The 23,663-nt window shown below is 66.7% G+C and carries 18 protein-coding genes; 11 read left to right on the top strand and 7 right to left on the bottom strand.

From position 1 onward, the window contains the following. Positions 1-232 precede the first annotated feature (232 nt). Both PO883_RS07300 and PO883_RS07305 read right to left on the bottom strand, forming a co-directional pair. Positions 233-2,374: a TonB-dependent siderophore receptor gene (locus PO883_RS07300; protein ID WP_289309157.1), complete on the bottom strand. Its 2,142-nt coding sequence runs from the start codon at positions 2,372-2,374 to the stop codon at positions 233-235. 15 nt (positions 2,375-2,389) lie between these two features. After that, complete coding sequence (locus PO883_RS07305) at positions 2,390-3,049, bottom strand: peptidoglycan DD-metalloendopeptidase family protein (RefSeq protein WP_289309158.1); 660 nt, start codon at positions 3,047-3,049, stop codon at positions 2,390-2,392. A gap of 280 nt (positions 3,050-3,329) precedes the next feature. On the opposite strand from PO883_RS07305, the gene PO883_RS07310 reads away from it, so the two are divergent. The 5 genes from PO883_RS07310 (at position 3,330) to PO883_RS07330 (ending at position 10,927) form a co-directional block, all read left to right on the top strand. Continuing rightward, on the top strand, positions 3,330-4,352 hold the full coding sequence (locus PO883_RS07310; RefSeq protein WP_289309159.1) for a polysaccharide deacetylase family protein: 1,023 nt from the start codon (positions 3,330-3,332) through the stop codon (positions 4,350-4,352). A 454-nt stretch (positions 4,353-4,806) separates the two neighbouring features. Beyond that, entirely contained in the window at positions 4,807-5,634 is an 828-nt protein-coding gene (locus PO883_RS07315) for a response regulator (RefSeq protein ID WP_289309160.1), read from the top strand. A gap of 125 nt (positions 5,635-5,759) precedes the next feature. Then, complete coding sequence (locus tag PO883_RS07320; RefSeq protein ID WP_289309161.1) at positions 5,760-6,824, top strand: 5-methyltetrahydropteroyltriglutamate--homocysteine methyltransferase; 1,065 nt, start codon at positions 5,760-5,762, stop codon at positions 6,822-6,824. Beyond that, on the top strand, positions 6,821-9,811 hold the full coding sequence (locus tag PO883_RS07325) for a PAS domain S-box protein (RefSeq protein WP_289309162.1): 2,991 nt from the start codon (positions 6,821-6,823) through the stop codon (positions 9,809-9,811). Before PO883_RS07320 ends, PO883_RS07325 begins: the two co-directional genes overlap by 4 nt. Positions 9,812-9,946: 135 nt before the next feature. Beyond that, complete coding sequence (locus PO883_RS07330) at positions 9,947-10,927, top strand: diguanylate cyclase domain-containing protein (RefSeq protein ID WP_167088235.1); 981 nt, start codon at positions 9,947-9,949, stop codon at positions 10,925-10,927. Positions 10,928-11,092: 165 nt separating this feature from the next. On the opposite strand, the gene PO883_RS07335 is transcribed toward PO883_RS07330, so the two are convergent. Next, entirely contained in the window at positions 11,093-11,503 is a 411-nt protein-coding gene (locus PO883_RS07335; protein ID WP_289309163.1) for a hypothetical protein, read from the bottom strand. Between the two features lie 311 nt (positions 11,504-11,814). Here PO883_RS07335 and PO883_RS07340 point away from each other — a divergent pair, with 311 nt between their 5' ends. After that, positions 11,815-13,434, top strand: a complete 1,620-nt coding sequence (locus PO883_RS07340; protein ID WP_289309164.1) for a response regulator — start codon at positions 11,815-11,817, stop codon at positions 13,432-13,434. A 109-nt stretch (positions 13,435-13,543) separates the two neighbouring features. Continuing rightward, positions 13,544-14,278 (top strand): sensor histidine kinase, encoded by a 735-nt coding sequence (locus PO883_RS07345; RefSeq protein ID WP_289309165.1) that lies wholly within the window; start codon positions 13,544-13,546, stop codon positions 14,276-14,278. 113 nt (positions 14,279-14,391) lie between these two features. Here the strand turns inward: PO883_RS07345 and PO883_RS07350 are convergent, their stop codons facing one another. From PO883_RS07350 to PO883_RS07365, 4 genes are all read right to left on the bottom strand, one after another. After that, positions 14,392-15,690 carry an NAD(P)/FAD-dependent oxidoreductase gene (locus PO883_RS07350; RefSeq protein WP_289309166.1) on the bottom strand — a complete coding sequence of 433 codons (1,299 nt, stop codon included), beginning with the start codon at positions 15,688-15,690 and terminating at the stop codon, positions 14,392-14,394. 233 nt (positions 15,691-15,923) lie between these two features. Continuing rightward, positions 15,924-16,424 (bottom strand): hypothetical protein, encoded by a 501-nt coding sequence (locus tag PO883_RS07355; protein ID WP_289309167.1) that lies wholly within the window; start codon positions 16,422-16,424, stop codon positions 15,924-15,926. Between the two features lie 134 nt (positions 16,425-16,558). After that, positions 16,559-17,329 carry a LytTR family DNA-binding domain-containing protein gene (locus tag PO883_RS07360; protein ID WP_289309168.1) on the bottom strand — a complete coding sequence of 257 codons (771 nt, stop codon included), beginning with the start codon at positions 17,327-17,329 and terminating at the stop codon, positions 16,559-16,561. After that, positions 17,322-18,596, bottom strand: coding sequence for a histidine kinase (locus PO883_RS07365; RefSeq protein WP_289309169.1), 1,275 nt, complete (start codon positions 18,594-18,596; stop codon positions 17,322-17,324). The genes PO883_RS07360 and PO883_RS07365 overlap by 8 nt, the downstream gene beginning before the upstream one ends. A gap of 374 nt (positions 18,597-18,970) precedes the next feature. Here PO883_RS07365 and PO883_RS07370 point away from each other — a divergent pair, with 374 nt between their 5' ends. The 4 genes from PO883_RS07370 to PO883_RS07385 are packed head-to-tail and all read left to right on the top strand — an operon-like array spanning position 18,971 to position 23,496. Then, positions 18,971-19,522, top strand: a complete 552-nt coding sequence (locus PO883_RS07370) for a DUF4402 domain-containing protein (protein WP_289309170.1) — start codon at positions 18,971-18,973, stop codon at positions 19,520-19,522. Next, positions 19,509-20,003: a DUF4402 domain-containing protein gene (locus PO883_RS07375; protein ID WP_289309171.1), complete on the top strand. Its 495-nt coding sequence runs from the start codon at positions 19,509-19,511 to the stop codon at positions 20,001-20,003. The genes PO883_RS07370 and PO883_RS07375 overlap by 14 nt, the downstream gene beginning before the upstream one ends. A 25-nt stretch (positions 20,004-20,028) precedes the next feature. Continuing rightward, positions 20,029-20,877 (top strand): molecular chaperone, encoded by an 849-nt coding sequence (locus PO883_RS07380; RefSeq protein ID WP_289309172.1) that lies wholly within the window; start codon positions 20,029-20,031, stop codon positions 20,875-20,877. A gap of 21 nt (positions 20,878-20,898) precedes the next feature. Next, a complete protein-coding gene (locus PO883_RS07385; protein WP_289309173.1) occupies positions 20,899-23,496 on the top strand; it encodes a hypothetical protein in 2,598 nt (865 codons plus the stop codon). Positions 23,497-23,663: the final 167 nt, after the last annotated feature.

Raw genomic sequence — 23,663 nt, forward strand, 5'->3', positions numbered from 1 at the left:
TTCGTCTTTCAGGAAGCCGGCGTCATAGCCCATCAGGCCGATGGCGATCTTGAACCTGGACGCCGCTGTCACGCGCTGCGCGCAGTCGCCACGCTGCACCAGGACCTCGCCGGCCCGGGTATCGGCAACTGCGGTACAAATGTCATGTGCGCCCACTGTGGCGTGGGTCAAACTGAGCGCCAATGCGCAGGCAAGGGGCTTGATCAGCGTCATTCTTCTTCCCATCGGGTGATTAGAAATTGGCTTCAAAGACGAGGCGCAGCAGTGTGTGCGTACCAGCATCGGTGCGGGTCTGGCGCCAACCGTCGGCATCTTCATACCGTTCCACATTGATGCGGTCTTGCCGCAGCAGGTTGGCCAGCGTCAGGCGCAGTGTTCTACCGGGATGCAGTTGCCAGGCCGCGCGCAGGTCCAGTTTGCGTTCATGCGAGGCAGTGGCCAGCCTGTTTGCGGACGCGCGGCTGTCACCTCCGGCCTGGAAGTTGACATCCGCGCCGAGCGTCAGCCCCTGGCGACGGTAATCGAGCGACAGGTTGGCGCTCAATGGGATCTGGCTGTCCAGTCGGTTATGCGGTCCTGGCACGCTACTGGTGCGGGAACGATTCAGCGCCAGGTTGCTACGCATGCGCAAGGCCGGCGTCAGTGCCAGTTGGGCTTCCAGCGCAAAGCCATAGACGTCCGCATGGCCGTGGTTAGCGTTGACGGCCACCCAGCGACCAGCCTCCAGGCCGACCCGCTGCAAGACGACATCATCAATGCGGCGGGCAAACATGCTGGCACTGAGCGTGGCGTCTTTTCCCAGATGGTGGTCATATACCGCATCGAGGCCCCAGGCCAGTTCCGGACGCAGTTGCGGGTTGCCGCGCAGGTCAGGCGTAGTGGGACTATTGTTATTATCGATGGTGTAGCGGCGCGGGATCAAGTCCAGCATGATGGGTGCCTTGTAGGTCCGGCTGCCCCCCAAGCGCCATAGGCTACCGGATGGCAGCTTGTGCAGCCACTGCAGCACCGGGCTCAGTACCCGCCTGTCTTGCTCGGTCAAGGCGGCGCTATTGCTGCCGCCAGCGCCGGTACGCAGCGTTTCCCAGCGCAGGCCCAGGGACAGCACCTCGGCATTGAACTCCCATTCGTCCTGGACGAAACCCGCCAGTCGCCGGATCGTCCCGTGGTAGCTTTCGCCGCTGCTTGAACGGATTGCGCCGCTGCCATCACGTTCCAGTTCATCGCGTGTTTGGCGGCGGCGCACAGTGGCGCCATCCCAGCCCAGCACCAGCGAATGGCCGCCGGCCAGTTGGCGGGCATATTTGCCTTGATGGGTCAGGCCGGTCTCGCTGATATCGGAACTCACGTGACGCACAATGGCGGGACCGGCGCCGTTCGCCCCGGTGAAATCGAATGCGGAACTGCGCGGGTTGCGGGTGCCACTGAGCTTGAGCTCCAGTTTGCCGTCGGCCAGCGCATGCTGCCATGACCAGTCACTGCGCAACAGTAGGGAGCGCGTGCGCAACAGACTGGCGGCCTGCGAAAAGTCGCCCGCTGCGCCCGCCAGCACGGTGTCGTCTCCGGCAAATTCAATCCTACGACGGAACAGGTTGATGAAGTTCTGGACGTTGATGCTGTCGCCATTGCCGGGCGTCCAGTCGATGCGCGGTGTCAGGTTGAGGGTATCGCCAACGTTCGATTCATGCACCAGAGAGGTACGCGCGCCCGTGATCGCGCCGTGCGCATCGCGGACGGTATCGCGTACGGTCCGATCTTCCGGCCTGCCACTACGCACCAGGTTCGCACCAACGCTGTATGACCAGCCTGGTGCCTTGCCCGTTCGCTGGCCGGCAATGCTGGGCGAATCGGTGCCGTTGATGCGTTCCCACCCGAGCCTGAACTCCTGTTGCTCGCCCCTCGAGTTCTTGCGCAGGATAATATTGATGGTGCCCGCCACGGATTGGGCGCCATGCTCGGCCGATGCGTTGCGTACGACTTCGATGCGTTCGATCAGGTCTGGCGCCAGCGCATCGAGTGCAAATCCGGCGGGCGCAGGCACGCCATTGAGCAGCAATTGGGTGTAGCCCCTGCCCAAACCACGCATCCGGATCTCCACGCCACGGCCGTTGCCTTCGGTAACGGTAACGCCAGGCAGGCGCCGCAATGCTTCCGACAAGCTACGGTCGCCATTGGCCGCCAGTGTGGCCCGGTCCAGCACCAGCATGGCGGCAGTGTCTTGGCGGCGCTGGTCGTAGCGTGCAGACTTGATTTCCACAGTCGGCTGCTGGGCCGCTGCATTGTCGAAGGCCATGGCTAGCGCCAGGCAAATAATCCTGTATTTCATGCGATTCTCTAGGGTGAGCGCCGCCGCTGCCGCAGCGGCAGGGCTCAAATGGCGTGGGTTGAATTAACGGGAGCGCTGTGTGTCGCGGGCGTTCCTGGCACTGTCAGTGCCATCCTGGCTGCCAAGCAGCAGCTCAGGATCAAGCTTGATGTTATTGCGGTGGATTTCCACGTGCAGATGGGGACCGCTGACGCGCCCGGTGGCGCCGGTGTGGCCGATAAGCTGCCCCTTTGCCACGGCCTGCCCCACTTTGACGCTGCGCTGCTTCAAGTGAGCGTAGACGGAGCGCAGCCCGGCGGCGTGTTCGATGGCGATCGCCTCTCCGTACTTGGCTTCGCCCTGGAAGAGATCGGTCGATGCGGTGACTGTGCCAGACGCCGGTGCCATGATCGGTGTGCCCGCCCGCGCCGCCAGGTCGATCCCGCCGTGAGGCGTGGCGCCGGCTGTCCTGACGGTGCCAAAATAGCTGGTAATGTGCATGCGCTGCAGGGGCGCCAGCCATTGGGGGAGCGATTCCGCGGCCGGATTGACAGGATGCGGCGACGTATCGACGGCCCGCAGGGCGAAGGCCGGCTGCAGCATGCGCTCCAGTGTTTTGCGGGTGGAGGAAAATGACCAATGCAGCTCTTCCTCAGCATGTTGATGGATCGCGCGCGCGCTCAGGGGATGCTGTTTCCACAAACACTTTAACAGGCTCAACTCGGTAATGGATGGAATGGACATGGGACGTCTCCTTGTGGCGAATGCCGCAATGTTGCGACACATGTCGCATGTTTGCAAGAAATTTGTGCGACAATTGTCACACACGGTGTGTTTCCCGTATTACTTCAAGCCGACAGCCCTTGCCTCATCCGTCACGCCACGCCAGGTCGCAGCGGACGCGCGCGGGTGAGCAGGGAATTGGCGTGGCATGCCACGCCCCTGCGTAAGGTGCCCGCTTTCGCGCACGCGAAAGTGCTTACCTTCCAGGGCTTCGCTCAGTTCCGCTACTACTTGTGGAGCGGTGACCTTGGCTTTGCCTGCTATCTGTGGGACTGCCTGCGCGCCGAAGCGCAATTTCCCACACTCGACGTTTTTTACGCTCCCCCACATGAAGGTGAACAGCATGCTGAAAAAATTACTCCTGGCGCTCGCTCTTGGTATGACGCCAATCCCTTCTGTTCACGCTCAATCGATTGCCTTTACCTTCGATGACGGGCCGGAGCTGGCCGAGACGCCGCGCATGTCGCCCCAGCAGCGCAACCAGGCCATGCTCGACGCCCTTGCAAAGCACAAGGTCAAGGCCGCCCTGTTTGTCACCGTGGGCAATGGCGCCGACCGACCCGCCGGCCTCGCGCTGGCACGCGCCTGGGGACGGGCCGGCCACGCGGTGGGCAATCACACCATGACGCACCCTGATTTCCACGATGCCCAGGTCAGCCTGGCGCAGTTCCAGCAGGAACTGATCGATTGCGACGCGGTGATCAGCACGCTGCCCGGCTACCAGAAGTGGTTTCGTTTTCCTTATCTGCGCGAGGGGAATGTGCCCGAAAAGCGTGACGGCATGCGCGCTTTCATGCAAGCGCAGGCTTACCGCAACGCCTATGTGAGCCTCGATACCAGCGACTGGCGCTTGAACGACAAGCTGATTGAGGTGCTGGAAAGCGGCAACGCGGCTGCCGTCGGTCCGATCCGGGAGGCCTACCTGGCACACCTTCGCCAGCGGGCACAGGCCTACCGGTCGCTGTCGCACACCTTGCAGGGCAGGGACATTGCGCAAGTGATCCTGCTGCACCATAACCTGATCAACGCGATGTGGCTCGATGACGTGATCGCCATGTTCAAGCAGATGGGGTGGACCATCACAACGCCGGAAGCCGCGTTCGCCGACCCGGTTTACCAGCTCGTTCCCGAACGCGAAACAGCCGGGCAAAGTCTGTTGCTTTCGATGGCGCGCAGCCTGGGTGTCGGTAAGCTCGAAGCCTGGTCGCGCCTGGTCGATGATGGCGATCACGAGATCGCCGCGCTGAAGGCGCAGGGCATCTGACTGCCTTCACCTTGCAGCGCCAATTGTAAGAGCGCGCAGCCGTCCCGGAGTTCACGGTCACGCCCAATTTTTTCAGGGTTTCAGTAGCAAGCGTGTCGAGACTGCCCGCCGGGATCGCTGCCCCGGTAAGCGAACTCTTGCGTGTTTTTCCGGTCGTCGAGTTTCATTGCCCCGCTCCCTCCAATGCTCTCTCTCCGAGTATATGCACCCTCTCCCATTTGTGAAGTATTATCCTTTATAAACAATACCTTAGAACTTCGCACATGGCCGACAAACCCGGTCTTTGCAGGTGAACCGGCGGGACCAACGCTGTGCCGCCCGCATCGCGGCGCAGTCGCATGCGCACCCAGCTAACCCTGCAAACAGTCCAATCCCCGCCCATTTGGTGTACGATTCACACATGTTTTCGTTTCTACAACTTCGCATCGTCAATTTTTCATGAAACAGGCTTCTCATGCACGACACTGGTAACGCCGCCGCAGCCGCCAGCGCCGACTGGAGCGCCACCGACCTGGGTGACCCGCTGGCCTGGCCGCAGGCCCTGCGCCTGTGCGTCGACATCGTCCTCAACACCCCGCTGCCGATGCTGCTGCTGTGGGGGCCGCGCCACATCGTGGTGTTCAACCAGGCCTACGCCGAGCTGGCCGGTCCGCGCCATCCACGCGCTCCCGGCGGCCGGGTGCCGGCGGTCTGGCCGGCCCCGCTCGCGGCCAGCCAGGCGGCGCTCGACAGCGCGTTCGGCGGCGACATGGTGCGCCTGGCGCGCCAGCGCCTGAGCTTCCCGCGCGACAGCGGCTTTGAGGCGGCCGACTACGACCTGTACTTCACCCCGGTGCGCGACGCCGACGCCGTGGGCGGCGTGCTGTGCGCGCTGGCGCCGAGCGCGTCCGCGGCCGGCCGGCCGGCCCCGGCCGACGGCCTGCGCATCCTGGTGGTGGAAGATAATCTCGATTCGCAATACCTGGTGGTCGAGATGCTGCGCGCCTTCGGCCACCAAGCCGAGGGCGTGGGCGACGCCGAAAGCGCGCTGGCGCTGCTCAACCGCAATAGCTACAACGTGCTGTTTTCCGACGTCAGCCTGCCCGGCATGTCCGGGGTCGACATGGCACGCGAAGCGTTGCGCCTGCAAAGCGGCCTGAACGTTATTTTCGCGTCCGGTTACGGCGACGCCCTGCTGCGCCACGTGGAGTTCGCCCACCAGTCGCTGCAAAAGCCGTATGAACTCGAACATCTGCAAGCGGCGCTCGCCACCGTGTCCGGGCGGCTCCATAGCGGAGTATGATCGTTTCAAGTGTGTGCTTCGATGCGGCGCCGGTCGGCTAAAATCGTCAGCGCGCCACTCGCCGCCTGCGCGGGAGACGTTGCGGGGCGGTCCCCGCCCATTTCTTCACGATTGCCGAAATCCAGATGATGATTCCCACCGAGCCGATCGGAAGCATACCGCGCCCGCCCTCCCTGATCGCCGCGGTCGAAAGCGGCAAGCACAGCGAGAGCGAACTCGACGCGCTGTACGAGGAAGCCGTGCGCGACACCGTGGCGCGCCTGGAAGCGACCGGCTCGACCGTCATCAGCGACGGCGAGCAGCGCAAATACCATAACTTCCTGACCTACTGCGTGCACGGCTCGCCCAACACCGCACCGGACGGCTTCCAGATCCCGTTCGCGGACGGCCACATGCGCCGCATGCCGCGCCTGATGCGCGCCCCGTTCCACTACGAGCGCTACGCCGACAGCTACCTGGCCACGGCCCAGCGCTATGCCACGGTGGCGCTCAAGCAAGCCGTGATTTCCCCCTCGGCCCTGTCGCTCATGTACCCGCCCGAAGGCTTGCCCGGCTACTCGCGCGACCAGTTCATCGACGACCTGCTGGGCGAGCACGAACGCGAAATCCGGCGCTGCCTCGCGCAGGGCGCGCACAAGGTCCAGGTCGACTTCACCGAGGGCCGGCTGGCCGTCAAGCTCGACCCGAGCGGCGCACTGCTGTCGAGCTTCATCGACCTCAACAACCTGGCCCTGAACCGCTTTTCCAGCGCCGAGCGGGCCCTGATCGGGGTCCACACCTGCCCCGGCGCCGACCGCGATTCGACCCACAGCCTGGATGTCGACTACGCCCAACTGCTGCCCAGCCTGTTTGAACTACAGGTCGGCAATTTCTACATCGCCCTGGCGAGCGAACCGGACCCGGTGCGGGTACTGAAGATCATCGCCAGCCACCTCAAGCCGGGCCAGCGCGTGTTCGTCGGCGTGATCGACCCCATCGATCCGCTCATCGAAACGCCGCAACTGGTGTGCGAGCGCATCTTGCTGGCGGCCCAGTTCATCCCCCCCGGCCAGCTCGGCAGTACCGACGACTGCGGCTTTTCACCGTTCTGCGACGACCGCTCGACCAGCCGCGAGACGGCCTTTGCCAAGATCGCCGCGCGCGTGGCCGGCACCGCGCTGGCCAGCGCCATTCTGCGGGAGCGTGCGTGAACGACGACCACGACGAAACCGAACTGATGCGCGCGGTGGCCCTGCGCAACGCCAGCAGCGTGCTGGCGGCGCGCCAGCGCGCCCAGCAAGAGCTGATGGAAACCAAGGATGCCCTGCGCCAAGCCAACACGCGCATGGAAAACATGCTCGAAAGCCTGACCGATGGCTTTTGCGCGGTCGACCGCAGCTGGCGCATCACCTATATCAACGCGCGCGCGCTGCAACTGCTGTCGGCCCGCGGCAAGACGCGCGACGCCCTGCTCGGCCGCGTCATCTGGGATGAATTCCCCGAACTGCGCAACAGCGCCATGGAACAGCAATACCGGCGCGCCATGGATTCGCAGGAAACGGTCAGCTTCGAATTCTTTTACGCCAGCCTGGGCAGCTGGTTCGACTTGCGCGCCTACCCGTCCGACGATGGCCTGACCGTCTACTTCCAGGACATCAGCAAGCGCAAGGCCGACGAACAAGCCCTGCTCGACGGCAGCAGCCGCCTGCAAGTGGCGCTCTCGGCCGGGCGGCTGGGCGACTGGCGCTGGGACGCCGGCGCCGACCGCGTGACCCTGGGCACGCGCGCCGCCGACATCTTCGGCCTGCCCGCCGAAACCCCGCTGCCCTGGGACAGCCTGCGCGAGCGCCTGCACGCTGGCGACAAGGACATGGCGCGCACCGAATTCCTGCAAGCCTTCGCCCAGCACACCGACCTCAACATCGAATGCCGGGTCGACCGGCCCGATGGCGACCAGTGCTGGATCGGGGTGGTCGGGCGCGCCGATTACGAGCGCGACGGCACCGTGCTCGGCATGACCGGCGTGGTGCAGGACATCAGCACCCGCAAGAGCGCCGAGGATACCCTGCGCGAGAGCGAGGAAGTGCTGCGCGCGCTGGCCAATTCGATTCCCCAGCTGGCCTGGATGGCCCAGGCCGACGGCGCCATCGTCTGGTTCAACAAGCGCTGGTACGAATACACCGGCACCACGCCCGACCAGATGGTCGGCTGGGGCTGGCAATCGACGCACGACCCCGAGGTGCTGCCGCAAATGCTGCTGCGCTGGCATGAGTCCATCCGCACCGGCAATCCCTTCGAGATGGAATTCCCGATCCGCAGCGCCGACGGCGACTACCGCTGGTTCCTGACCCGCGTCAATGCCGTGCGCGACCGCCTGGGCCACGTGGTGCGCTGGTTCGGCACCAATACCGACGTCGACCAGGTCAAGCGCGTGCAGCAAGCCCTGCGCGACGAATCGAACGTGCTCGAACTGCTCAACAGCACCGGCAGCGCGCTCGCGTCCCAGCGCGACCTGCGCTCGCTGCTGCAAACCGTGACCGACGCCGCCACCGGCATCAGCGGGGCCCGCTTCGGCGCCTTCTTTTATCACGGCAAGGACAGCGATGGCGACCTGTTCACCCTGCACACCGTGGCCGGGGTCGCCCCGGCCGAGTTCGAGACCGATGGCGAGCTGCGCGCCAGCGCCCTGTTCGGACCGAATTTGCGCGGCGAAAGCGTGCTGCGTTCGGACGATATCGGTGCCGATCCGCGCTACGCCCCGCTGCAGGCGCAGGAGGGCATGGCCGCCGAGCAGATCGGCGTGCGCAGCTACCTGGCGGTGCCGGTCATCGCGCGCTCGGGCGAAGTGCTGGGCAGCCTGTTTTTCAGCCACCCGGAAACCGCCATTTTCAGCGAGCGCACCGAGCGCATCGTGGGCGGCATCGCGGCCCAGGCCGCCGTGGCGATCGACAATACGCGCCTGTACGAAGCGGCCCAGCACGCGGCCGAGGAACGCAAGGTGCTGCTCGAAAGCGAACGCTCGGCGCGCGCCGAAGCCGAACGCACCAGCCAGATGAAAGATGAATTCCTGGCCACCCTGTCGCACGAACTGCGCACGCCGCTGTCGGCCATTCTCGGCTGGGCCCAGGTGCTGCGGCGCGGCAGCCGCGACCAGGCCGACCTGCAGCGCGGCCTGCAAACCATCGAGCGCAATGCGCGCGCCCAGGCCCAGCTGATCGAAGACTTGCTCGACATGAGCCGCATCACCTCGGGCAAGGTGCTGCTCGACATGCAGACCGTGGCGCCGGCCGGGTTCATCGACGCCGCCATCGAAACGGTGCGCCCGGCCGCCGACGCCAAGAATATCCGCCTCGAAAAATTCTACGCCGCGGGCGTGGGCATGATCGCCGGCGACCCGGCCCGCTTGCAGCAAGTGATCTGGAACTTGCTGTCGAACGCCATCAAGTTCACCGCGCGCGACGGCATGGTCTGCATCACCCTGCGCGGCGCCCCCGGCCATGTCCAGATCGCCGTCAACGATAGCGGCGCCGGCATCAAGCCCGAATTCATGGCCCATGTGTTCGAACGCTTCCGCCAGGGCGACGCCTCCACCACGCGCAAGCACGGCGGGCTGGGACTGGGCCTGTCGATCGTCAAGCACCTGATCGAGCAGCACGGCGGCACGGTGCGCGCCGACAGCCCCGGCGAGGGCCACGGCGCCACCTTCACCATCGAGCTGCCGGCCGCCAACCGCCAGAGCCCGGCCGCGCGCACCGGCCGCGCCTTTGCCCTGCCGGTGGCCCCGCTCACCCCCGAGATCCTGCTGCGCGACCTGTCGCACCTGGACGTGCTGGTGGTGGACGACGAACCCGACGCGCGCGACCTGATCCGGCGTATATTGTCTGATTGCAATGCCAGCGTGCGCACGGCGGCCAGCGCGGCCGAGGCGCTGGCCGAGTTCCGCAATACGCCGCCCGATGTCCTGGTGAGCGACCTGGGCATGCCGGACGTGGACGGCTTCGAGCTGCTGGCGCAGGTGCGCGCGCTCGGCCATGCCGGCGGGGGCGATGTGCCGGCGGTGGCGCTGACCGCGTTCGCGCGTTCGGAAGACCGCCTGCGCGCGCTGGAAGCGGGATTCATGGCGCATATCGCCAAGCCGGTCGAGCCGAGCGAACTGATCGCTACGGTGGCGTCGATGGGAGAAAACCGGCCGCGCTGACATACAATGGGATTCCTACTGCCGCACGCGGCGCTGTCCTACAAGAAATGTTCGATACACTGTTACACTAGCAAAACGTTAACATCGCGCGTGCACTATTTGCCGCACGCCCCTCCGCCTTGACCGAGACAACGCATGCCAAGCCGAGAAGACATACTGAACGCAAAAATCCTCGTCGTCGACGATTCGGCCGACAATGTCGAGCTGATGGAAGAGATATTGCGCGAAGAAGGCTATAACTGCGTCAGCTCGACCATGCTCCCCGAACAAGTTTGTCCGCTGCACCGCCAGCATTGCTACGACCTGATCCTGCTCGACCTGCAAATGCCGGGCATGAACGGCTTCCAGGTCATGAAGGGCTTGAAGGAAATTGAACAGGGTGGCTACCTGCCGGTACTGGCGCTCACCGCCCAGCCGAGTTTCAAGATCGCCGCGCTGGAAGCCGGCGCGCGCGATTTCATCAGCAAGCCCTTCGACTTGCTCGAAGTGCACAAGCGCATCCATAACATGCTGGAAGTGCGGCTGCTGTACAAGGAACTGGCGCAGTACAGCCGCGCCCAGCAGGAACTGGCGCTGCACGATCCGCTGACGGGCTTGCCGAACCGGCGCCTGCTGGAAGACCGCATCGAAACCACCTTGCAGCACGCCAACCGCAACCACCACAAGGCGGCCATCATGTATCTCGACCTCGATGGCTTCAAGGCGATCAACGATACCTATGGCCACGCCTATGGCGACGAAGTGCTCAAGATTGTCGCCCAGCGGCTGGTGGCCTCGTCGCGCAAGGAAGATACCGTGGCGCGCCTGGGTGGCGACGAATTCATGGTGGTGCTGGGCGAAGTGTCGGGCCTGGCCGATGCGCACGGGCCGGCGGCCAAGCTGGTCGAAGCCGTGTCCGAACCGTTTTTCATCAACGACCTGACCTTGCGCCTGTCGACCAGTATCGGGATCAGCATTTATCCGGACGATGCCGAGACGGTGGAAGCGCTGATCAGCATTGCCGATTACGCGCTGTACGAGGCCAAGCGCGGCGGCAAGAACCGCTTCTGCGCCACCTCGGCCACGCCGGCCGGCGCGCTGGCGCAGGAAGCGCTGGTGGTGGCGCCACGGCGTTAACGTCGCCCACCTGTCTCCACGCTCTCTCCAGTAAACGAAAAACCGTCGTTCCTGCCATTGGCAGAAACGACTTCCTGCCATGGGCGGAAACGACGGGATAGGGACTTTTGCCTAATCAGTCACCAAGAAACGGGAGAAGGCATCACGCCCTCCCCCTGACCAGAACTACTTGGCGGCCTTGGCGGCCTGCTTGGTATTGGCCTCGATCGATTTCGCATGCTGGTGATCGGTGCTGGCATTGACCATTTCAGGCGGCACTTCGATGCGCGTGATGCCGGCATCGACCGAAATCGGATCGCTGGCCGGAAAGGTCATTTCGACCGCATCATCGAGCAAGGTTTCCTTGGCGGCTTGCTCTTCGGTATCGCACTCTTCCTCGGCCAGCACGTTGATCGCGCTGGCCCACTTGACGAACTTGAGATTCGCCAGATCGCCGATGGTGGTGATATTAAAGGCTTCCTGCAGCGCCTTGGCATCCTTGGTGCTCAGGCCACGCATGGCCGAGAGCGGCGCATTGCGCAGGTCACGGAAGCATTTGCCGGTAAATTCGGTGTCGACGATGGTGTTGATATTCATGGCTTACCCTTTCAATGTGCCACGCCACGATGGTGGCGATGTAGCGTGCCGTACGGCCGCGCCATACGGCAGCGCTTGTCCTGATGTCACTATCGCATACGCCCCTGCCCACGTATGTGCGTTAGCGTACCTTGCATGCATGTGAGCTGTACGCTTGCATTTTGACATTGGATTACCCGATTGATATGATGAACGCCACCGCCTCACGACAGCCGCGTTCGCTGTGACCAGAGGCAAATTTCCGGTTCTGCTATCCTGTCGGCAGCAATGCTCCAGACCTGTTTCAACCACCAACGCAGCGCAGGAATGACGTGACCACCATAGAAAAACCGAAGATTCTCGTCGTCAACGATGACCCGGCCAGCCTGCTCGCGTTGACCAGTCTGCTGGACCAGTGGGCCGACGAGTCCGGCTACTCCGTCCTGTCCGCCCGCTCGGGCCAGGAAGCCTTGCGCCAGGTGCTGCTGCACGACTTCGCCGTGATCCTGCTCGACGTCAACATGCCCGGCATGGATGGCTTTGAAACGGCCGAGGCCATCCACCAGCGCGCGCGCTCGGCCGACATTCCGATCATCTTCATGACCGCCTTCCTGGCCGACGAAATCGACCGCCTGAAAGCCTACCAGCGCGGCGCCGCCGATTTCCTGTTCACGCCGGTCATCCCGCAAATCCTGCACGCCAAGGTCCAGGTGTTCGTGGCGCTGGCCACCAAGAACGAGGAACTCAAGCGCCAGACGCACAAGCTGAGCCAGCGCACCACCGAGCTGACCGCCACCAACAAGCGCCTCACCCGCGAAATGGAAGAGCGCCAGGCGGCCGAAGCCAAAAGCCACGCCAAGGATGAATTCCTGGCCATGCTCGGGCACGAGCTGCGCAATCCGCTGAGCGCCATCAGCAGCGCCGCCTCGCTGATCGGCCTGCCCGGGGCGCCGGCCGACACGGTCAGCCGCGCCAGGCAGATCATCCAGCGCCAGAGCCAGCACCTGTCGCGCATCGTGGACGACCTGCTCGACCTGTCGCGCGCCATGTCCGGCAAGATCTTGCTCGACAAGCAAAACGTCGACGTCGCCGCGCTCGTCTCCGCCTGCCTCGACACCTTCAAGGCCACCGGCCGCAGCGCCAATTACCTGCTCAATGTCGACCTGCAAGCGGGCTCGGTCGATGGCGACCCGACCCGCCTCGAACAGATCGCCACCAACCTGATCGACAACGCCCTCAAGTACACCCCGCCCGGCGGCACCATCGACATCACGGTGGCCGACAACGGCAAGGACATCGTGCTCGAAGTGCGCGACACCGGGGTGGGCATTTCGGCCGAACTGCTGCCGCACGTGTTCGACGTGTTCGTGCAGGGCAGCATCACGCTCGACCGCGCGCAAGGCGGCCTGGGCATCGGACTGGCCCTGGTGCGGCGCCTGGTCGAACTGCATGGCGGCACGGTGTCGGCCCACAGCGAGGGCGCCAGCGCCGGCTCCACCTTTGTCATCCGCCTGCCGCGCGCCGCCCCGCTGGCGGCCGCCGCCAGTAGCGCGCCGGCCGCCCTGGCACAAGAGGGCAAGCCCGCCATCCTGCTGATCGAAGACAACGACGACGGCCGCGAAATGATGGCCACCATGCTCGGCGCCTACGGCTACCCGGTGCGCCAGGCGGCCGACGGCGTGCAGGGCGTGCAGATGGCGCGCAGCTTCGTGCCCGACGTCGCCCTGGTCGACATCGGCCTGCCCGGCATCGACGGCTACGAAGTGGCGCGCCGCCTGCGCCAGGGCGGCGACACTTGCCACATCAAGCTGATCGCCCTGACCGGCTATGGCCTGGCCGACGACCAGCGCCGCGTGCTCGAAGCCGGCTTCGACAAGCACCTGGTCAAGCCGGTCGAGATCGCCCACCTGCTCGACGCCATCGGCCAGTGCGCCGCCACCACGCACGACTGAGCCCGGCCACCGGCGGCGGCCGCGCATGGCCACTGCACCATGCGCGCCTGCGCCGCGACAGGCGCGCGCAAGCTGTTGTATGATTTGGGAAACATTCTAAGAGTCCAGCATGAGCTTACCGCCCTCCCCTCCGCATGACGCCGACCCGGACCGCCAGCTTGCCGAACGCAATGCCGACCTGAGCGAACTGCTCGGCCATCTGACGACTTGCCGGGATGACGAGCGGCGCTTGCTGGCGCGCAAGCTGCACGACAGCCTCGGCTCGTCGATGACGGCCCTGACCATGCACCTGGCCCTGCTGACCCAGCAACTGCCCAAGGAAAAGGCGCTGCAAGAGCGCACCGCCCAGATGAAACAGTTGCTGATGACCATCATCAACACCAACCGCGACATGCAGCTGTCGCTGTGGAACGACAAGCTGGAGTTTCTCGGCATCAAATCAGCCATCGCCGAGCTGGTCAGCGACTTTGGCAAACAGCACCATCTGGTGGCGCGCTGCAGCCTGCCCGACGAAGATGAAAGCTATGCGCGCGAACACGGGGTGGCATTGCTGCGCGCGCTGGAAGAAGGCTTACGCAATATCGCCGCGCATGCCGGGGCCACTGAAATCGATGTGATTCTGGACGATGGCGGCGACGAGCTCATGCTCACGGTGCGCGACAATGGCGTGGGACTGGGCCAGCGTTCCGCTGCCTCGTCCGGCTGCCACGGCCTGCGCCTGCTGCGCGAGCGCGCGCGCTACCTGGGCGGCGCCCTGTCGGTGATGCCGGCCGGCCAGCGCGGCACCGTCATGATCCTGACCCTGCCCAAGGTGCCGGCGGCGCAGGCGGCGCTCAGCGGCTAAGCCGCTGGCGCGAGCCTTGCCATCCCGGCATCAGCCAGGTCTGCGGTTGCGCAACGGCGCTGCCATCCTGAGCGCGCTCTTCGGCGCAGAAATGGCCTTGGAGCACGTGCGCGTCAGTGCAGCTTCACCTGGGGCGTGCTGCGCTTGATCAGGAAGCGCGCCAGCGCCAGCACCCCGGTCCGCACGTGACCGAGCACGGCCGCGTGATGCATCAGGTGCAGGCTGACATACATCATGCGCGCAAAAAAGCCTTCGACGAACCAGCTCAAGCCCTTTAGCGAACCCATCAGGCTGCCCACGGTGGTGGTCTGGCCGAACGACACCAGCGAACCGTAATCCTTGTATTCGTAGGGCTTGCTTTGCGCCGCCTTGCCAGCCTGCTGGCGCAGGAAGGTGGCAAGCAGGTAATCGGCCTGCTGGTGCGCGGCCTGGGCGCGCGGCGGCACCATCTTGCCTGCGGCGTCGGTGCAGGCGGCGCAATCGCCCATGGCGTAGATGCCGGGCGCATCTTTCACGCGCAGGAAGCCGTCGACCTCGATCTGGCCGCCCTTGGCCAGCGGCAAGCCGAGCGTGGCCAGGAATTCGGGCGCGCGGATGCCGGCCGCCCACACGCACAGGTCGGACGGGTAAACATTGCCGTTCTTGTCGGTCACCTGGCCAGGCGCGATGGCGGTCACGCGGCACTCGTTGACCACCTTGATGCCGCGTTCGTGCAGCAGCTTGAGGGCCGCGTCCGAAACCCGTTCGGGCAGCGGCGCGAGAATGCGCGGCGCCCCTTCGAGCAAGGTGAGGCGCACATCCTGGCGCGGCTGGAGGTGCTGGAAACCATAGGTGGTGTACACCGCGCTCGCCTCGCGCAGCTCGGCCGCCAGTTCCACCCCGGTGGCGCCGCCGCCGATGATGACGATATCGAGCCCGGCGCCGGGCTCGACCGCCTTGCGCGCATCGGCCCGGGCCAGCAGTTTCAACAGTTGCAGGCGGAAGCGCTCGGCGTCTTCGGTCGCGTTCAGGGAAATCGTGTATTCCTTGGCGCCAGGCACGCCGAAATAGTTGGACGTGCTGCCGACGGCAATCACCAGCGAACCGAATTCGAGGGTGCGCTCGGGCAGCACTTCCTCGTCCTGGGGCGTGCGGATGGGGCCGATGGTCAGGCGCCTGGCGGCGGCATCGAGCCCGGTCAGGGCGCCGTACACGAAGCTGAAACCGTTATCGTGGGCCAGCATCTGGTAGGACAAGCCTTCCTGGTGGATGTCGAGCGTGCCGGCGGCAACTTCGTGCAGGGAGGGTTTCCAGATGTGCGACAAGCGGCTATCGACGAGAAACACCTTGGACGGACCCAGCTTGCGGCCCAATTTGCTGGCCAGCTCCAGCCCGCCAGCTCCACCACCGACAATCACAATTTCGCCGCGCAAAAGTATCTCCCTGAATTATTTGACAACGCCAGTCTACTGCGTTCCGGGAAATCGCGCCCACGCTGTACCGGTGGACGCCCGCGGCTTGAGTAGCGTCGGCGGCGCGCAGGCGGGCGACCCGGGCTGCCTGCCCGGCCGCGGGCTAAGGCTCGGCATTGGGTCCCGCCTTCGCGGGGAGTCGTTCCTGCCAGTGGCAGGAACGACGATGTGGAGGTCCCGGGCAAGCGGGGGCGCTAGTTTTTATCGTGGCCGCGACCGTGGCCATTTCCGTGGCCGTTGCCGTTGCCGTTGCCATGACCATTCCCATGACCGCGTCCATGGTCCCGGTCACGCTCCTTGCGGTCATGGCGATCGTAGCCATCATCGCGGCCGCGTCCATGGTCCCGGTCGCGTCCGCCGCCGCGCATCTCGCGGTAGCGCGGCGCATAGGTATTGGTGTACCAGTCGTCACGCACGAAATACACCTGGCGCCCGCAGGCGTCGTAGCGCGCGCAATGCTTGCTCCACTTTTTCATGTGCCCTGGCGGCACCCGCAGATACAGCGGCTCCGGCGCCACGCGCGCATAGCGTTCGATCACCACCGGCTGCGTATAGACGACCGGCGGCCGGCCGAAATCGCCAAGCTCGATGCGTCCGTAAAACCCCGGCTGCCCGATATTGATGCTGACATTGGTCTGGGCCTGCCCGGACAAACTCGCGCCCAGCAGGACGGCGGCGATGATTACGCTTTTCATGGTTGCCTCACAAAGAAAGTCAACGCGCCCGGCAGGCGCGCCGTCAGCCGCCGGCGCCACGCGCCGTGCCACTCACATTCATTAGTTTAGCAAAAGCAATAGCCAAGTCGGTACGCCAGCGCACACAGGCTGCCTCACATGGCCCGGAACAAGGCCATGAACGGCTGGCTCACGGCCAGCGTCTCGGGCCGGGTGCGCAGGCGCACCACCCCGCGCCCGCTCTCGTCGCGCGCCACCGAGGCGATCGCCTTGAGGTTGACGATGGTCGAGCGATGGATCTGGCGGAACATGGCCGGATCGAGCACGTCGAGCAGTTCGCGGATCGGTTTGCGCAGCAGCGCCTCGCCCTGGGCCGTCATCACCACCGTGTACTTGCTGTCGGCCTGAAAATAGGCGACATCCTCGACCATGATCAAGCGCGTTTCGGCGCCCGCGCTGGCGGTCAGCCAGACCAGCGGTTCCGGCCTGGCCGGCGGCGCCAGCTCGCGTCCCAGCTGGCGCAGCAAGGCCGCCAGCACGCCGGCGTCCGCCGTGCCGCTGGCCAGGCGCGCCTTGACCCGCTGCACCGTGGCGGCCAGGCGCGCCGGCGCCACCGGCTTGAGCAGGTAGTCGAGCGCGCCGCGCTCGAAGGCATCGATCGCGTACTGGTCGTAGGCGGTCACGAACACGACCTGGGTACGCGGACTGAGCTCGGCCAGCGCGCCGGCCACTTCCAGCCCGCTCAGTCCCGGCATGCGGATATCCAGGAACGCCACCTGCGGCTGGTGCGCGGCCAGCGCTTCGAGCGCGCTGCCGCCATCGTCGCAGGCGGCCACGATGCGCAACTCCGGCCAGGCCCCGGCCAGCTGCTGCACCAGCGCATCGCGCAACAGCAGCTCGTCTTCGGCAATGATGCAATCAACCATCACGCCGCGCCTCCGCCAGCGCCGTTGCCGTTGCCGTTGCCGCGGCCGGATACGGCACGCTGATCGTGGCCGCCACCCCGCACGGATAGTTGGACACGATGGCAAACCCCGCAGCGCCGCCGTACGCCAGGCGCAGCCGTTCGCGCACATTGCGCAAGCCGATGCCGGTACCGCCCCCTTCGGCCGAAAAGCCGCGTCCATCGTCGGCCACCGTCAACGCCAGCGCGCCCTCGTGCACGCGCGCGATGATCCACACCGTGCCGCCGCCCGGTTTCGGCTCCAGCCCGTGCTTGATGGCGTTTTCGACCAGGGTTTGCAGCATCATCGCGGGAAACGGCGCTCCATGCAGTTGCGCCGCCACCTCGACTTGCAGGCGCAGGCGCGGCCCCATGCGGATCACCAGGATGTCCAGGTAAGCCCTGGCGCGTTCCAGCTCCTGGCCCAGGGTCGAGAGCGCATCGTCGGTGCGCGGCAGCGAGTTGCGCAGGTAAGAAATCAGGTTGCCCAGCATCTCGTCGGCGCGGGCCGGATCGCTGCGGGTCAGCAATTGCGCGCTGGCCAGGGTGTTGTACAGGAAATGCGGTTCGACCTGCGCATGCAGCAAGCTCAGCTTGGCGACGGTCAGCTCCTTTTCGGTCGCCGTCTGGATCGCCGCCGCCTGCTCGCCGCGGCGCCGCTCGGCCACCCGGCGCGCCACGGCGCGGCCGATGGCATCGGCGTTTTCCAGGTTGCCGCCGGCATCGACCAGGAACCAGTCGGTCCAGGCCCCGCGTTCCGGCTCGCAGATCAGGGTGACGCTGCCGGCATCGCCATTCGGGGTGACGGTCACGATGATCTGGTTGCCGCCCGGGCTGGCGTGGCCCGTGAACAGCCACGCCGCGCCGCCGCTGTAGGGCGGCACCGAGCCGATCCTGGCGCGCACCTGCAGGCTGTCGCGCGCGCTGTCGACCTGGCCGGCGCCGGGCAGTTCGCGGATGGCGGCGTCGATGATGTCGAACGTCTCGCCGGCCTCGAACGGCACCTCGATCTGGCGCCGCTGGCGGCAAGCCAGGGTGGCGCGGTCGACCTCGCCCGTGAGCAGGCGCACCCGGCGCACGTGCGAAAACGCGGTCACGGCGGCAAACGCCATCACGCCCAGCACCAGCAGCAACAGGCCGCCACCGCTATCGCGCTCGCTGAGCAGCGTTTGCGCCACGGTAATCGCCAGCACCGTGGCCACGATGGCCCACGCCAGGGTGATCCGGAAGATAAAAAAGAAACTTGTCATGGTCGGCAATCCAGTCAGGGAGGGGTGGAAATGACTATAGCAAGCGGCCAGTGCCGGGCGGGACCGGATCCGACGAAACCGCGCCGGCGCCGACGAACGCCGCTTTGGGCGCCGCTCCGTGCGTTTTCCGGAACGCAAGATAGCACACCCACCAACATTGCTCCAAGCCGCACGCTGAACCCCAGGCACGCCACCACGGCGCGGCAATAGCGCAACATCCCGACGCCAATCCGCCACCCTCTTTAGATACATATCAAGCTTTGCCGCAAGGCGCGACGGACGCGGTTTTCCGATGAAAAATCGCAGGTACTATTCCCTTGCAGAAAGAGCTTCTGCAAAGAAAAAAACCCACCCGAAGAAACCAAGGAGCTGGAATGAACACAACGATCAATCAGCAGCGTACCCTGTCGACCCTGGCCGTACTCGCCGTCATCGCCGCCGGCCTGGGCCTGGGCGCACCGGCGTTCGCCGCGCAGGCGACGGCCACCGCCGGCGGCACCGTGGTCACCCCGATCGCCGTCGTGGTCGGCACCAACCTGGCGTTCGGCACCTTCGCCGCCGCGGCCGGCGGCACCATCACCGTCAGCACCAGCGGCGTGCGCGCCGTCAGCGGCGTGGTGGCGATGGGCGCCTCGGCCACCTCGGCGGCCAAGTTCGACATTACGGGGGAGCCGGGTGCCACCTACGCCATCACCCACTCGGGCACGGCACTGCTGACCAACAGCGGCGGCGGCGGAGAAACCATGGCCCTGGCCAAATTCAGCGACCTGACCGGCGCCAACGCCACCTCGGGCGACGCCGCCACCGGCACCCTCTCGGCCGGCGGCACCCAGTCGCTGTATGTGGGCGGCACCCTGACCGTGGCCGCCAACCAGGCTCCTGGCACCTACGCCGGCAATGTCATCGCCACCGTTGAATACAACTGACGCGCGCCGCCGGTGCCTGCGCCTGTTGCGGCGCAGCGCTGCGCTCGGCGTGGCTGCCTGCCTGCTGGCAGCCACGCCGGCGCGCGCCCAGTTGAACGTGGTGGCCGCCGGCGACCTCGCCTTCGGCCGCTTCGCCGCCCTCGCCGCCGGCAGCGTCCATGTCGGCACGGGCGGCGCGCGTTCCGCGGCCGGCGGTGTGGTGCTGCTGGCATCGGCCGGCGCGCCGGCCAGGTTCACCATCAGCGACAAGCAACCCGCCAACGCCGACCTGGTCTACATCATCAGCCTGCCGGCCGGCGCCCTCATCAGCGACGGCGCCGCGAGCATGGCCCTGAGCGACTTCGTCAGCGTCCCGGCCGGCGCCGGCATGCTCTCCGGCGGCACCCAGGTGCTCGCGGTGGGCGCCACCCTGCAAGTCGGGCCCGGCCAGCGGCCCGGCAACTACAGCGGCAGCTTCCCCATCACCATCGAATATCAATAGCCGATCACCGTCCCGCGAGGCCCCTATGCACTCCACCTTCTCCCTTGCGCGCGCCGCGCGCCTGTTCCTGGCAGCCATCCTGGCGGCCGCGCTGCCCTTGCAGGCGCTGGCCGGCCTGATGCTCAACCCCACCCGCGTGGTATTCACCAAGAACCAGCGCGCCGCCCAGGTCGAACTGATCAACAGCGACAGCAGCCCCGCCACCTACCGTATCAGCCTGGTCAACCGGCGCATGACCGAGAGCGGCGAATTCACCGGCGCCGACGCGGCCGGGCCGGACGACCGCTTCGCCGACGCCATGCTCAGTTTTTCGCCGCGCCAGGTTACCCTGCTGCCGGGCGCCGCCCAGGTGGTGCGCGTCATGCTGCGCAAACCGGCCGCCCTGGCCCCCGGCGAATACCGCTCGCACCTGCACTTCGAAAAACTGGCCGACACCACGGGCGCGAGCAGCGTCGAACAGCAAGGCGCGGGCGCGCGGCAGATCGGGGTGGTGCTCAACACCCTGATCGGCGCCTCGATTCCCGTCATCGTGCGGCACCAGACCGAGGGCGCCAGCGTGACCCTGGGCGCGCTCGACGTGCAGCGCGGCCCCGCAGGTGCGCTGCTCTCGTTCCAGATCGGGCGCAGCGGCGACAGCTCGGTGTACGGCGACGTCAGCGCCGCCTTCGTGGCGCATGGCGGCGCAACTGAACACGTGCTGGCCAAAGCCGCCGGCGTGGCCATCTACACCCCCAATCCCCTGCGCAAGGCCAGCCTGAACCTGACCATGCCGCCCGGCGTGACGCTCGCGCGCGGCACCCTGCACCTGCGCTTTCGCGAGCGCGCCGAAGCCGGCGGCGCGGTGCTGGCCGAAGCCACGCTCGCCCTGCCCTGAGCGCAGGCGGCCGGCGTCGCCATGCGCTCTCACCGCCTGCGCCGGCACGCCTGCCGGCTCGGCATCGTGCTGCTGCTGGCCGTGCTGGCACTGGCGCGGCCGGTGCGCGGCGCCGGCGCCGACGGTCCCGACCTGGTGCTCGAAGTGCGGCTTGGCGACTACCTGGTATCGGACGCGCTGGGCGCCTACCAGCATGGCGACGACGTCTACCTGCCGCTGGGCGAACTGGCGCGCCTGCTCACCATCGCCATCCGCAGCGAGCCGGCCGAAGGCCTGGCCAGCGGCTACATCCTGGATGAACAGCGCGGCTTCCGGCTCGACCTGGCGCAGCGCCTCGTGATCGAAGGCGAGCGGCGCGCCACGTTCGACCCGGCGCACGTGAAACGCCAGGCCGACGACCTGTACGTCGCCAGCCGCCTGCTGGCGCAATGGCTGCCGGTCGATCTCGAGATCGACATGGCCAGCCTGGTGCTGCGCGTGCGCGCGCGCGAAAAACTGCCGCTGCAAGCGCGCCTGGAACGCCAGTCGCGCGGCGGCACGGCGCGGCACCAGGATGGCGGCCCGCCCCCCGTCTACGCCCGCCTCGACACCCCCTACGCGCTGGCCGCCCTGCCCTTCATCGACCAGACCGTGGCGCTCGACGCGCACTGCGGCGCGACCACGCTCGACTACAGCGCCTACCTCACCGCCGACCTGGCGGGCATGGAGGCCGCGCTCTACCTGCACGCCGGCCGGGCCGCCGGCGGCGCCAGCGCGCGCCTGACCCTGGCGCGCAACGACCCCGACGCCGGCCTGCTCGGTCCCCTGCGCGCGCGCACGCTGCAAATCGGCAGCGTGCTCGCCCCCGGCGTGGGCGACATCGCCCTGGCCAGCGGCAACGGCAGCGGGTTGGCCATCTCCAACCGCACGCTCGGCCAGCCGGCGCGCACCGACCGCCACACCCTGCAAGGCGACCTGGCGCCCGGCTGGGATGTGGAACTGTACTTCAACGAGGCGCTGATCGGCTTCCAGCAAGCGCGCCCGGACGGGCGCTACCGCTTCGACGACCAGCCGCTGATCTACGGCGCCAACGAATTTCGCCTGGTATTCCACGGCCCGCTGGGACAATTGCGCATCGAGCGCCACAGCTTCCTGATCGACCAGGCGATGCTGGCCCCGGGCGACGTCGCCTACAGCGCCAGCATCCAGGCCGGCCAACATGGCGCCGCCCGCGCGCTGGCCCAGGCCGAAGTCGGCCTGGCGCCCCAGCTCAGTGCCAGCGGCGGCGTGGTGCGCCTGGCGCTCGGCAAGCAGGACAAGCGCTACGCCAACCTCGGCCTGCACGGCTACTGGCGCGCGCTGCTGGTCGACGCCGCCGTCGCGCGCGCCGACGACGGCGGCAAGCTGGCCCGCATCGGCCTCAAGACCCGGGTCGGCGGCGTGGCGGTGAGCGCCAGCCATGCGCGCCTGGACAGCTTTGCCAGCGAACTGTTCTTGCCCGGTCCCGACCCGCTGCGCAGCCGCGCCGAACTGCGCCTGGACGGCATGCTGCCTGGCGTCGGTCCCATGCCCATGCCGCTCTCGGTGCAGCTGCGGCGCGAGCAGCTCGCCTCCGGCGCCACCCGCAACGAAGCCGGCGCGCGCCTGTCGGCCTTCCGCCGGGGCACCGCGCTCAGCGCCGGCGCCCTGTGGCGCGCGCTCGACGGCGTGCGCCATGCCGACGCCAGCCTGCAGGCGAGCCGGCGCGTGGCCGGGGTCGGCGTCAGCGGGCATCTGCAAATTGCCATCGTGCCCGACGCCGGCGTCTCCGCGCTGGCGCTGGCGGCCGACAAATTCGTCGGCGACGGCTACCTCCTCAACACCGCCGTCACCCGCACCTTCGCCGACCAGCAGCTGCGCTGGAGCGCCTCGCTCAACAAAGGCGTGGGCAGCGTCGGGCTTGGCGTGAGCGCGTTCTACACCAGCCGCAGCGACTATGGCGGCGGGGTGCAGCTGTTCATGGCGCTCGGCCAGGAACCGAGGAGCGGGCGCTGGCTGCGCGACGCCGTGCCGATGGCGGCGGCCGGCGCGGCCTCGGTGCGCGTCTTCCTCGACAAGAACCGCAACGGCGTCATGGATGGCGACGACGAACCGATCAAAGGGGCCGGCTTCGCCGTCAACGGCGGCACCCACCTGGCGCGCAGCGACGCCGACGGCGTGGTCTACCTCAACCGCCTGCCGGCGCACCAGCACGTCGACATCGCGGTCGACCCTGCCACCCTGGAAGACCCGCAATGGCAGGCGCGCGAACCGGGGCGGCGGCTGCTGCCGCGCCCGGGCAAGGTCAGCCGGCTGGACATCGCGATCGGCATCACTGGCGAAATCGACGGCACCACCTACCTGGCCGGTGCGGCCGGCCAGCGCGGCATGGGCGACTTCGAGCTCGAACTGCTGGACCGGAGCGGCACCATCGTGGGCAAGACCAGCAGCACCGCCGACGGCTACTACGTGCTGGGCGGCGTGGTGCCGGGCGACTACCTGCTGCGCCTGGCCCCGGCGCAACTGGCCCGGCTCGGCCTGCAATACAGCGGCCTGCACCTCATCACCATCGACGCCGCCGGCAGCGTCGTCAACGGCAAAGACTTCCACGTCACCAAATAATGCTCAACCGGGGTCAGAGCTCTGACTCGAAACATTTCCTCCCCCCCCACACCCCCCAACCGGGGTCTGACCTCTGATTAGCAACATTTAACAGTTAACGCGTACATCGGAGCCAGTGCGGTCCATTTATGGCGCCGGACGAGTGCCGTACCGCTGCCGGCAGAGCG

The sequence above is a fragment of the Massilia sp. DJPM01 genome (assembly GCF_030348125.1).
Lineage (GTDB): Bacteria > Pseudomonadota > Gammaproteobacteria > Burkholderiales > Burkholderiaceae_D > Telluria_A > Telluria_A frigida.

Bases quoted from the DNA above. Each gene is read 5' to 3' on its own strand.
- PO883_RS07385 (WP_289309173.1), top strand. From the start codon at position 20,899: ATGCGCTCTCACCGCCTGCGCCGGCACGCCTGCCGGCTCGGCATCGTG.
- PO883_RS07330 (WP_167088235.1), top strand. From the start codon at position 9,947: ATGCCAAGCCGAGAAGACATACTGAACGCAAAAATCCTCGTCGTCGAC.
- PO883_RS07335 (WP_289309163.1), bottom strand. From the start codon at position 11,503: ATGAATATCAACACCATCGTCGACACCGAATTTACCGGCAAATGCTTC.
- PO883_RS07355 (WP_289309167.1), bottom strand. From the start codon at position 16,424: ATGAAAAGCGTAATCATCGCCGCCGTCCTGCTGGGCGCGAGTTTGTCC.
- PO883_RS07370 (WP_289309170.1), top strand. From the start codon at position 18,971: ATGAACACAACGATCAATCAGCAGCGTACCCTGTCGACCCTGGCCGTA.
- PO883_RS07365 (WP_289309169.1), bottom strand. From the start codon at position 18,596: ATGACAAGTTTCTTTTTTATCTTCCGGATCACCCTGGCGTGGGCCATC.
- PO883_RS07315 (WP_289309160.1), top strand. From the start codon at position 4,807: ATGCACGACACTGGTAACGCCGCCGCAGCCGCCAGCGCCGACTGGAGC.
- PO883_RS07305 (WP_289309158.1), bottom strand. From the start codon at position 3,049: ATGTCCATTCCATCCATTACCGAGTTGAGCCTGTTAAAGTGTTTGTGG.
- PO883_RS07380 (WP_289309172.1), top strand. From the start codon at position 20,029: ATGCACTCCACCTTCTCCCTTGCGCGCGCCGCGCGCCTGTTCCTGGCA.
- PO883_RS07345 (WP_289309165.1), top strand. From the start codon at position 13,544: ATGAGCTTACCGCCCTCCCCTCCGCATGACGCCGACCCGGACCGCCAG.
- PO883_RS07320 (WP_289309161.1), top strand. From the start codon at position 5,760: ATGATGATTCCCACCGAGCCGATCGGAAGCATACCGCGCCCGCCCTCC.
- PO883_RS07360 (WP_289309168.1), bottom strand. From the start codon at position 17,329: ATGGTTGATTGCATCATTGCCGAAGACGAGCTGCTGTTGCGCGATGCG.